Origin of the sequence: Leptothrix ochracea, from assembly GCF_041083635.1 — a bacterium.
GTDB lineage: Bacteria > Pseudomonadota > Gammaproteobacteria > Burkholderiales > Burkholderiaceae_C > Sphaerotilus > Sphaerotilus ochraceus.
In genome coordinates this window covers 156,529-167,033 of record NZ_JBFPHB010000015.1, presented here as the reverse complement: position 1 = coordinate 167,033, position 10,505 = coordinate 156,529, and the positions used below count along the sequence as shown (strand labels likewise).

The 10,505-nt window shown below is 55.5% G+C and carries 8 protein-coding genes and 1 pseudogene; 4 read left to right on the top strand and 5 right to left on the bottom strand.

What is annotated here, in order from left to right:
• Positions 1-155 precede the first annotated feature (155 nt).
• Both AB3X39_RS07405 and AB3X39_RS07400 read left to right on the top strand, forming a co-directional pair.
• Positions 156-1,526 (top strand): radical SAM/SPASM domain-containing protein, encoded by a 1,371-nt coding sequence (locus AB3X39_RS07405; RefSeq protein ID WP_369416716.1) that lies wholly within the window; start codon positions 156-158, stop codon positions 1,524-1,526.
• A gap of 484 nt (positions 1,527-2,010) precedes the next feature.
• Entirely contained in the window at positions 2,011-2,493 is a 483-nt protein-coding gene (locus AB3X39_RS07400; RefSeq protein ID WP_369416715.1) for a hypothetical protein, read from the top strand.
• A gap of 389 nt (positions 2,494-2,882) precedes the next feature.
• Here the strand turns inward: AB3X39_RS07400 and AB3X39_RS07395 are convergent.
• Positions 2,883-3,032: pseudogene (locus AB3X39_RS07395) on the bottom strand (IS110 family transposase); the annotation flags it as partial.
• Between the two features lie 284 nt (positions 3,033-3,316).
• Positions 3,317-4,504 carry a glycosyltransferase gene (locus AB3X39_RS07390; RefSeq protein WP_369416714.1) on the bottom strand — a complete coding sequence of 396 codons (1,188 nt, stop codon included), beginning with the start codon at positions 4,502-4,504 and terminating at the stop codon, positions 3,317-3,319.
• A gap of 182 nt (positions 4,505-4,686) precedes the next feature.
• Between AB3X39_RS07390 and AB3X39_RS07385 the strand changes: the two genes are divergently transcribed.
• Positions 4,687-5,739: a glycosyltransferase family 4 protein gene (locus AB3X39_RS07385; protein WP_369416713.1), complete on the top strand. Its 1,053-nt coding sequence runs from the start codon at positions 4,687-4,689 to the stop codon at positions 5,737-5,739.
• On the opposite strand, the gene AB3X39_RS07380 is transcribed toward AB3X39_RS07385, so the two are convergent.
• From AB3X39_RS07380 to ppsR, 3 genes are all read right to left on the bottom strand, one after another.
• On the bottom strand, positions 5,732-6,559 hold the full coding sequence (locus AB3X39_RS07380; protein ID WP_369416712.1) for a UDP-2,3-diacylglucosamine diphosphatase: 828 nt from the start codon (positions 6,557-6,559) through the stop codon (positions 5,732-5,734). The genes AB3X39_RS07385 and AB3X39_RS07380 overlap by 8 nt on opposite strands.
• A gap of 51 nt (positions 6,560-6,610) precedes the next feature.
• Positions 6,611-6,853: a roadblock/LC7 domain-containing protein gene (locus AB3X39_RS07375; RefSeq protein WP_369416711.1), complete on the bottom strand. Its 243-nt coding sequence runs from the start codon at positions 6,851-6,853 to the stop codon at positions 6,611-6,613.
• A gap of 255 nt (positions 6,854-7,108) precedes the next feature.
• Positions 7,109-7,930 (bottom strand): posphoenolpyruvate synthetase regulatory kinase/phosphorylase PpsR, encoded by an 822-nt coding sequence (gene ppsR, locus AB3X39_RS07370; RefSeq protein WP_369416710.1) that lies wholly within the window; start codon positions 7,928-7,930, stop codon positions 7,109-7,111.
• Positions 7,931-8,083: 153 nt separating this feature from the next.
• Here ppsR and ppsA point away from each other — a divergent pair, with 153 nt between their 5' ends.
• Positions 8,084-10,498 (top strand): phosphoenolpyruvate synthase, encoded by a 2,415-nt coding sequence (ppsA, locus tag AB3X39_RS07365; protein ID WP_369416709.1) that lies wholly within the window; start codon positions 8,084-8,086, stop codon positions 10,496-10,498.
• The last annotated feature ends 7 nt before the right edge of the window (positions 10,499-10,505 follow it).

The following is a 10,505-nucleotide window of genomic DNA, read 5'->3' as shown; positions in this document are numbered from 1 at the left end:
GCTAAAGCACCCGAACTTTATGTTGGACCGTCACATCCGGGTCGCCCTGTGTTGCCGCTACGCTCCATGCTCGCTGGTTTTTGCGGGGCGACAATTCCGGCTGTGATGGTCAACTAAATAGTTAGCCCTTGCTTAACAATCGCTACGGAGCATTCATGAATTCAAATGCCCTCAAGGTTTCCCGTTTCAACCATATGGTTTCGAAACCAGACGGAACAGCACTTGGATATAACTTCCTCTGGCGATCACTTGTACTTCTGGATAAGAATGAATCCCCCGCATTTGAGAAGCTGATTCGAAGTCAAAACGACTTTGATGTTGAGTCGCTGAACACGGTGTTGGACTTTTCTCTACTTAAGAAATTGCGCTTTCTAATTCCTTCCACTTTTGACGAAATAGAGTTCTTCAAAAAGAGCTATGAGAAAAGCATAGCTCGTCCAGTGTTAACGACAATGATTCTGCCGACACTTAGGTGTAACTTTGATTGTCCGTATTGCTTTGAGTTCAAACATGATGTTGATCTTTCCGACGAAACCTCCGATGCAATCAAGTCATGGGTGCGCTCTCGATTGCATGACAAACGGCATTTTCATATTACATGGTTCGGCGGAGAGCCGCTGCTTGCCAAATCGCGTATTGAAGAGCTTTCAACTTTTGGAATAGATCAAGCGCACCGTTTGGGAATTAAATTTAGCTCATCAATAACAACAAACGGATACCTACTTGATCCTGAAACGGTGGGCCTTTTGCAGAGGCTCCAGGTCAACAACGTCCACATAACCCTTGACGGAGATGAAGATGCTCACAACACGACTCGGTATCTCATTGGGGGTGGGCCGAGTTTCGATCGCCTTGTGGAAAACATTGAAATGTATTGCCGTGTCTCAAAAAGCCATTTACCTCTAAGTATTCGAGTGAACGTCACAGACAATAACTTCGACGGGATTTCTAAACTGCTGAAGCGTTTCAGCCAAACCGTCAAACGTGGCAGTAGGGTGTACTTCAGATGGGTGTGGGCGAATGAGGCGAGTGGATTTCAACAGTTTGTTGTTAAGCAAAAGAGGCCTTTCGAAAAGCTCGCCCTTCTATATGGATTGGCCGCAGATGAGGGATTCATAATTGATAACCCGGTCGACGATACTCAGTTCAACTACTGCGAAGTGGATTTTGAGCATCACTTCACGATCGACCCACGTGGGTATATCTATCTCTGTAGCCATAAGTTCGATCCATCCGAGGCTATTGGTCACGTAATTGACGATCCAAACGTAGAGTCAGATCAATTCTTCGAGAAATGGATTTCCGCTAATCCATTTGGAGATTCAAGATGCTTGGACTGTAAGTGTTTACCGATATGTAAAGGTGGATGCCGCAAGGCGCGTGTCTTTGGTTCGAAGGCCTGTATTGAAGAGCGTTTTTCAATGGACAAGTATGTCGAGTCCCAGTATTCGAAGCACAAAGTGCAAACGTTGTACAGTGGTCTAACCAAGAGTGAAAGGAGCGATGGAAATGCAAGTGCTATCTGAGGGCTATAAACCCACACTGGAACTGGTTGACGCAAATTTGGTAGCCGTCGCCATTTCCGATGATTATTCGGTCATTGGATCGGGGAACGATGCTGATTGTGGAAAATGCGGTGACTGCGGTAAGTGTGGTGACTGTAGCAATTGTGGGTGCGGCTGAGCCACATCAAATATTCTATTGACAGCTTTTGTAATCGAGGAGATTTGAGAATGGAGATACTAAACGTCGGCGTATTCTGTAACGACAACCTTAGTATGGACAGTGTTGACGAGCTCATGTCCAGTCATGTGGAGTCCATGTCAGCATACGATGGGGATTGCGGTAGATGTGCTGATTGTGGCAAATGTGACAACTGTGGTCGTTGCAGTTGCGTAGAAACGTAGTTTCGTCAGGGCTAACCCGGCGGTGCAGGGGACGCTACGCGATAAAGCCGCGCAGCGCCCCTGACCTTGAACGTTAGGCCTTAAATTTCTTGAGAGATTTTCCATGCCATATGAACTCGAAACCGCAATTGCAACCGCCGTCTCCGCCGCAATTTCTGGCGCCTCGGTTATTATCGCAACTTGGCAACTGGCAATCCAGCGCCGACATAATCAACAAGGAGTCACTCCACGACTTGCAGGAGAGAAAGAATCATTCCAGCACAGCATTTTCAAATGGGAGTTGGTTAACCGCGGCGTGGGGCCTGCCGTCATCAAGTCATTCTCATTTGAATGCGAGGGGGCTCGTTTTGATGCACCAACCACTGAAGCGATTGAAAAGCAGCTTTCCAACCATGGCTACTCCGATATCGTAGGTAGCGGCGATTTATCCCCAGGCGATTTTATTAGTCCCGGGGAGGTTTTTCGACTGCTCGAAATCCCACGAGAAAATGCAGCAAAGGTAAAAAACTTGTTGAAAAACACAAAGTGGACCGTGACTTACAAGTGCATCTACGGAAAGGAATACACGACGGAGCTTCGTGTTTAAAGCCACGCACAAGGCAACCACTTCACTTATCCGTGTTCTCAACGCCCTCTACTACGCGCGGCACGCCTAACTGTACTACAAGGACTTCCCCATAAGTCAACTTGAGTTCAACCCTCAAGACGAATTCAATCATCGATCAAACGGGTGCGATGGTTTCAGCACCAGCACAGAGAACAGACTGCACATCGATAAACGGCCTTGTTGCACCTTTCTTCGGCGCGGGCCCAGATTCGAACCGATCAGCAGGACTCCATTCGTTCGTCGTCAGAGATCCCCTTCGGGATAGCCTCTGACATCGGGTTAGTCGAGCTCACCTGCTGCCGGTCTGACCTGTGTGATGGATCTCCATTCGCACGTCTTCGAGAGATGCTTGTCTTCGCCCAACGGCTTCAAGCCGGACTATTTGGCGTGGGCGTCAAGACCGTTGGCGCTGGTTGATCGGCCACCCAATTCGCATCAAACCGATCCCCTCGCGCCAACACGGCCCACAAAATGCGGGCGTTCTTGTTGGCCAGCGCAACCACCGCTTTTTGCCATCCCACTGCGAGATGCAGTCACTGCGCTTATGCATCGCCCCGGGAATAGAGGAGGCTCAAACTCTTGAGAAGAGAGAGCCATGAACAAGTCCACCAAGTTCTCACCCGAGGTCCGTGAGCGAGCCGTGCGGATGGTGCATGTCCTCAAGTCGCGTACACCGCATACCTTTCAATACTCCAACCGATCCGGTCGAATCTTGTTGAGGAAGATGGTGGCGACGTCTCCGACGCCTTCGCGTTGCATCAGGCGTTCAGCGTCGTTCGTTTTCTGCGGCAGCGATCTGCTTTTATGAGGCGGTGAGGCAGGACTGGTCGTAGGGCTGAGGTTCGTGGATGGAGGGTTCTGTGGCGGCTTGAAGGGATTGGTTCAGGATGCGAGCCAAGATGGCGGGGACTTCGAAGACGGCGCGGTTGTTGTAGCGGTGTACGTTGGCGCGGAGTTCGTCAAGGCGGATCAGCATGTTATCGACGGCTGGGCGCATTGCGCCAAAACGCTTGCAAACCAAGCCGAAGCCGTTTTCGAGCACCCAGTCGGTGTTGTAACGTTCTTGGGGCATGGTCCAAGCGTTGCGGACCACGATCACCGGTAGGCCGAGGTGCACGGCTTCGCTGAGACTGCCTGGGCCGGGTTTGCCGATGAAGAAATCGGCCATGTGCATGATGTCTGGGATGTCACGCCTGAAACCCAGGACCAGCTTGGGGGCGGTGCTGGGCAAGGCTTGCAGTTGTTGGGCCAAGGCTAAGTTGTGACCGCAGACAAAGATCAGTTGATGGTTGGGGAGTTGCCGGGCGATTTGCAGCATCGTTGAAGAGCCGTGCCCCCCGAACATCACCAAGCCGGTTGGGCGCTTCGGGTCGAGACCGTGGTGTCGGCGCGCATCGGCCCGATTCACCGTGGGAGGCTGGTAAAAATCGGGCCGCAAAATCATGCCCGAGGTGGGGTGGATGCGGCTCCAACTGTGGCCCATCTCGCGGGCCTGCACCACCGCCTTGGGGGTGCCGCAGATGAAATGCTGGGCCTGATCGGGCTCGATCCAGAAATGCGGTGGATGGTCGGCCAAATCGGTGAGCAAGGTGACATAAGGGACCCCCGGCAGGGTGGTGCTCACGCTCTCAAACAAAGCCCGGTTGAAATTGGGGATGAGTGAGACGACCAGATCGGGTTCGGTCTTGAGCCAATGTTGTTGCAAGCGCCTGACCAGTGTCGGGTGAGCCAGCCGGATCATGCTTTGCAGGATTTTCAACTCTTGGGCCAAACCCAGCGTCCAGCCGCGTTTGAGCCGCTGGTTGTAGAGATCCTCGGGGGCAAAGCCTGTGATGCGCTGAAAGCTGTGATTCGGGTCCATGACATCGAAAAGATGCACCAGCCGTATGCGCCAGCCCGGGCGCTCTTTGTGCAGCACAGCTTGCAAGGCCTCGGCAGAGGCGCGGTGCCCCCCACCGGCGTTGAAATACACAAAGTCGATGGTTTTCACAGGGAGTATGGATTGAGAGGATCTCCTCAACCCGAATCAGTTGCGCCAGCGCCGAGCATAAGTTTCGATATGTGACAACGGTGTGACGCTGGTGCTCTTTTTAACCTGTCATCGCTTTGACATTTAACGGTTATGTAATGGCTGTTGGCATATGCCAATCCGAATATTGTTGAAAGTGGCCGATGAAAATAGCCATCGTGACAGATGCGTGGGAACCTCAGGTCAATGGCGTGGTGGTGACTTTAAAAATGACCTGCCGCGAACTTGAGGCCATGGGTCATGAGGTCGTGATGATCACGCCGGCTGATTTTAAAAGTCTGCCTTGTCCGACGTACCCAGATATTCGTTTGGCCATGGCTTCTCGGCATGCCGTGGAGCAAAGACTCGATGCCATGAAGCCTGATGGTTTGCATCTTGCGACCGAAGGCCCCTTGGGTTGGGCCGCTCGGGCGGTGGCCATCCATCGTGGGTGGTTGTTCACAACGGCGTATCACAGCCGGTTTCCAGAATATCTGCATCTGCGCACTCGGGTGCCGCTTTCTTGGAGCTACGCCGCTTTACGGCATTTCCATCATGCGGGTCATGCCACCTTGGTGACGACGAACAGCATGATCGACGATCTGGTGGAGCGCGGTTTTGATCGTTGCCATGTCTGGACCCGGGGGGTCGATTTGGATGCTTTTTCGCCCCATGGTGCACGCTTGGATCGTGGCAAGGCGCCCGTTTTTCTCTATGTGGGTCGTTTGGCCGTGGAGAAAAACATCGATGCTTTTCTCAAACTGGATCTTCCCGGCGAGAAATGGGTGGCTGGCATCGGCCCAGAAGAAGCGCGCCTGAAACGCTGTTATCCGGGTGTCCGTTGGTTTGGCGTGCTACGCGGGGATGACTTAGCAACCTTGTATCGAACGGCCGATGTGGTGGTGTTTCCCAGCCTCACCGATACCTTTGGCTTGGTGATGGTGGAAGCCATGGCCTGCGGCACGCCTGTCGCCGCCTTTCCCGTCACGGGCCCGAAGGACGTGGTGGATGACCAAGGCCTTGGCGGTATTTTGGATCCCGATTTATGGCGGGCCTGCATTCACGCGCTGGGCTGTGACCGTGACAAGGTGCGAGCCCACGCTGAGCAATATCACTGGCGCCGAGCCACGGAGCAATTCATGGCGCATTTGCCGCTGATTGTCCATGGTGGCTCGAAGGTCTCGGTCGACAGGGCGATGCAGGCCACGTTCAACTGAGCTTGACGGCGGGTTGGTTCAGTTTGGACCACTCGATGATCTCCAGCTTGCCGTCTTGATGTTCGACCAGCGCTGTCAGACTCTCGACCCAATCACCATCATTGGCGTAAATAAAGCCGTCGATTTCGCGCAGTTCAGCGTGGTGAATATGACCGCAGACGACGCCATGCACGTTTCTTTTGCGGGCCTCTCGGACGACGGCCAACTCAAAGTCACTGATGAAGCTGACCGCACGTTTGACTTTGAATTTCAGATAACGCGAGAGTGACCAATACGGCAAACCCATCCGAGCGCGGATGCTGTTCAGGTGGCGGTTGAGTCGCAGCGTGAATTCGTAGAGGCGATCACCCACATGGGCGAGCCAGTTGGCGCACTGGATCACGCCATCGAACAAATCGCCATGCAGAACCCACAAGCGCTTGCCATCGATGGTGTGGTGGATGTGATCTTCGGTGATTTCAATGCCACCAAAGCTGTGGCCGGCATAACGACGGGCAAATTCATCATGGTTGCCAGGAACCAGAACCACCCGCGTGCCTTTGCGGGCTTTGCGAAGGATTTTTTGCACCACGTCGTTGTGCGACTGGGGCCAATGCCAGCGGCGCTGAAGTTGCCAGCCATCCACGATGTCACCGATGAGGATGAGGCATTCGCATTCCACTTTTTTCAAGAAATCAAGCAGCGCTACCGCTTGGCACTCAGGCGTACCCAAGTGCAGATCAGAAATGAACACGGTGCGCACTTGGAGGTGCGGTGTGTCGTTCCAAGGATTGGTCGATGTGGGGGGTAGCTCGGATGGGTTGGGCGGCAAAGGATTCATCGGCGCATCGTCGCGTCCTTTCGTGACCGCATCGTGACCCCCCCAAAAACCTCACCAGAGGAGTTGGTGTTCCACCGGGCATGAACCACGGCAGAGCAAGGTAAAGACCTCGTCTTGGCCGGTTGCCATCATCACGACATAGCCTTTTTGGTCCTTGATCAGGATTTGTTCAAGCTCACCGCGTAAAAGCGCATGGGCAGTTCGCTCACCCAGCGATTGAACAGCGGCACTCATGGCTCCAATTTCATCTTCCCGGTGATGACTGGGCAGCGATGACAAATAAGATTTGTCCATCCAAGGAAAATATAGCGGAAGCTTCTATTTCAACAGTTAATGGCGGTATATCTTGTGTAAGAGCGGCCTGAGAATTGATCATGATTGAATACCCTTTCATAGATTTGATATGAATTCAGTCTATGAATGCGATATGTCAATCATGTGACAATGATGTTTGTGCTACGGATGGTTTCATGCAAGGCCATGAAATACGTGCCGTATTTAACACCTCTTCAGAAGTGATGTATAAAAAAGACATCACATACCAGTCCATCAATACTCCAACCGATCCGGTCGAATCTCATTGAGGATGGTGGTGGCGATTTCTTCGATGGATTTGTGGGTGGATGAGAGCCAGGCGATGCCTTCGCGTTTCATCAGGCGTTCAGCTTCGTTGATTTCCATGCGGCAGTTGGCCAAGGCGGCGTATTTGCTGCCGGGGCGGCGTTCGTTGCGGATTTGGCTGAGGCGGTCGGGGTCGATGGTCAGGCCGAAGCATTTGCGTTTATAGGGTGCAAGCATCGAGGGCAGGTTGCCGCGTTCGAAGTCGTCGGGGATGAGCGGGTAGTTGGCGGCCTTGATGCCGTGCTGCATCGCCAAGTAAAGCGAAGTCGGTGTTTTGCCGCTGCGCGAAACGCCCACCAAGATCACGTCGGCCACGCTCAGGTTGCGTGAGGATTGGCCGTCGTCATGGGCCAACGAGAAATTGATTGCCTCGATGCGGTCGTGATACTGCTGGCTGCGCGTGACGTCGGAAAAACGGCCCACGCGGTGATTGGACTTGATGCCGAACTCGGCTTCGAGCGGCTCGATAAAGCGCTGAAACATATCCATCACCAAGGCGTTGGCTTGGTTGCTCAGGATCTGGCGCACGGTTTCGTTGATCAACGTGAGGAAAACGATGGGCCGGCGGCCTTCATCGTTGGCCATGGCGTTGATCTCGCGCACCACCTGCTCAGCCTTCTCGATGGTGTCGATGAAAGGGCGGCGCACGTGGCGATGTTCGATGGCGAATTGCGCCAGGATCGAGTTGCCAAAAGTCTCTGCGGTGATGCCAGTGCCATCGGAGACAAAGAAGACGGTGTGATTGGGCATGGGACTGCTGCCGGGTTGTTGCCAAAAAGGCTGTGGATGTCGATCAACGGGCAAGAACTATGACAGGAAACGGCAGGTTTGCCCCCGTAGAATGGTGCCGATTCAGGTGCCTCGCTGCGCCGCACAGGTTTTCTTTTCTTCATGGAGTTTGTGATGTCCCAGGTTGATTTGGCGACCGCCTTGGTGGCGCCGTTTGAGCAGTTGCGCATGAGTGATGTCGAGACGGTCGGCGGCAAGAACGCCTCGCTCGGCGAGATGATTTCGCAACTGGCCGCCTCAGGCGTGCGTGTTCCCGGCGGCTTTGCCACCACCGCTCACGCGTTTCGGCGCTTTCTGACCGAAAGCGGTTTGACCGATCGCATCAATGCCCGTTTGGCCGCACTCGACATTGAAGACGTGCGCGCGCTGGCTGAGGCCGGTGCGGAGATCCGGGGTTGGGTCGAGCACGCTGTGTTCCCCGCCGATTTCGAAGCGGCCATTCGTGGCGAATTTGCTCGCCTGACTGCGGGCAATCCGGGGGCTTCGTTTGCGGTGCGCTCGTCAGCCACGGCCGAAGACTTGCCGGACGCCTCGTTCGCCGGTCAGCAGGAAACTTTCCTGAATGTGGTCGGCATCGACGACATCCTGCACAAGATCCGCGAAGTGTTTGCCTCCCTCTACAACGACCGCGCCATCAGCTACCGCGTGCACAAGGGCTTTGCCCATGCCGACGTGGCCTTGTCGGCCGGCATTCAGCGCATGGTGCGTTCGGACTTGGGCGCAGCCGGTGTGATGTTCACCATCGACACCGAAAGCGGTTTCCAAGACGTGGTCTTCATCACCTCCAGCTACGGGCTGGGCGAAACGGTGGTGCAGGGCGCTGTGAACCCTGACGAGTTCTACGTCCACAAGCACGCTTTGCGCGCGGGCAAGCAAGCGGTGATCCGCCGCAGCTTGGGCTCGAAGCTGATCCGCATGGAATTCGCTTCGCCCGAAGAGAAAGCGGCTTCCGGCAAGCTGGTCAAGATCACCGACACCCCGACCGAACTGCGCAACCGCTACTCGCTCAGCGACGAGGACGTGACGGAGCTGGCGCGCTACGCCTTGATCATCGAGCAGCACTACGGTCGCGCGATGGACATCGAGTGGGGCAAGGACGGCGGCGACGGCTTGCTCTACATCTTGCAAGCCCGGCCTGAAACGGTGAAGAGCCAAGCCGCTGGCAAGGTCGAGCACCGCTACAAGCTCAAGGGCGGCGCGGACCGTGTGGTGCTGGCTGAAGGCCGCGCCATCGGGCAAAAGATCGGCACCGGCCCGGTGCGCTTGGTCGATTCGATCGCCGAGATGGACCGCGTGCAGCCCGGCGACGTGCTGGTCACCGACATGACCGACCCGAACTGGGAGCCGGTGATGAAGCGCGCCAGCGCCATCGTCACCAACCGGGGTGGCCGTACCTGCCACGCCGCCATCATTGCGCGTGAACTGGGCATCCCGGCCGTGGTGGGTTGCGGCGATGCGACCGAAACGCTCAAGGACGGTCAGCTCGTCACGGTGGTTTGCTCGGAAGGCGACACCGGCCGCATCTATGACGGCTTGCTGGACATGGACATCAGCGAAGTCAGCCGAGGCGAGATGCCTGCGAGTCCCGTCAAGGTGATGATGAACGTCGGTAACCCGCAGCTGGCCTTCGATTTCTGCCAAATGCCCAACAGCGGTGTGGGTCTGGCGCGCCTTGAATTCATCATCAACAACAACATCGGCGTGCATCCGCGCGTCATCCTCGACTATCCGAATGTCGATCCCGACCTGAAAAAGGCGGTCGAATCGGTGGCTCGTGGTCACGCCAGCCCGCGCGCGTTCTACGTCGATAAGCTCGCCGAAGGCATCGCCACCATCGCCGCAGCCTTCTGGCCCAAGCCGGTGATCGTGCGTTTGTCCGACTTCAAGTCGAACGAGTACCGCAAGCTCATCGGTGGTAGCCGCTACGAGCCCGAGGAAGAGAATCCCATGCTGGGTTTCCGGGGCGCGGCGCGTTACCTGAGCGAAGACTTCGCCGAAGCTTTTGCCATGGAGTGCAAGGCCTTGAAGCGCGTGCGCAACGACATGGGTCTGACCAATGTCGAAGTGATGGTGCCGTTTGTGCGCACCTTGAAGCAAGGCGAGCGCGTGGTGGGCATGCTGGCCGAGCAGGGCTTGAAGCGCGCGGCTGACGGCGGCACCGACGGTTTGCGCGTCATCATGATGTGCGAGATCCCGAGCAACGCCATCTTGGCCGACGACTACCTGAAGTTCTTCGACGGCATGTCGATCGGTTCGAACGATCTGACCCAGCTCACTTTGGGGCTGGACCGGGACTCAGGCCTAGAGCTGCTGGCGCACGATTTCGACGAGCGTGATCCTGCCGTCAAGGCGCTGATCTCGAAGGCCATTGCCGCTTGCCGTGCCCAGGACAAGTACATCGGTATTTGCGGCCAAGGCCCCAGCGACCATCCCGACTTTGCCCAATGGCTCATGCAAGAAGGCATCGTCTCGATCTCGCTCAACCCCGACACGGTGGTTGAGACATGGCAGCTGCTGGCCCGGACGTGATGCTCGG

What these genes read in the sequence shown, in the direction of transcription:
- AB3X39_RS07385 (WP_369416713.1), top strand. Translation starts at nt 4,687, where the DNA reads ATGAAAATAGCCATCGTGACAGATGCGTGGGAACCTCAGGTCAATGGC.
- AB3X39_RS07400 (WP_369416715.1), top strand. Translation starts at nt 2,011, where the DNA reads ATGCCATATGAACTCGAAACCGCAATTGCAACCGCCGTCTCCGCCGCA.
- AB3X39_RS07380 (WP_369416712.1), bottom strand. Translation starts at nt 6,559, where the DNA reads ATGAATCCTTTGCCGCCCAACCCATCCGAGCTACCCCCCACATCGACC.
- ppsA (WP_369416709.1), top strand. Translation starts at nt 8,084, where the DNA reads ATGTCCCAGGTTGATTTGGCGACCGCCTTGGTGGCGCCGTTTGAGCAG.
- ppsR (WP_369416710.1), bottom strand. Translation starts at nt 7,930, where the DNA reads ATGCCCAATCACACCGTCTTCTTTGTCTCCGATGGCACTGGCATCACC.
- AB3X39_RS07375 (WP_369416711.1), bottom strand. Translation starts at nt 6,853, where the DNA reads ATGGACAAATCTTATTTGTCATCGCTGCCCAGTCATCACCGGGAAGAT.
- AB3X39_RS07405 (WP_369416716.1), top strand. Translation starts at nt 156, where the DNA reads ATGAATTCAAATGCCCTCAAGGTTTCCCGTTTCAACCATATGGTTTCG.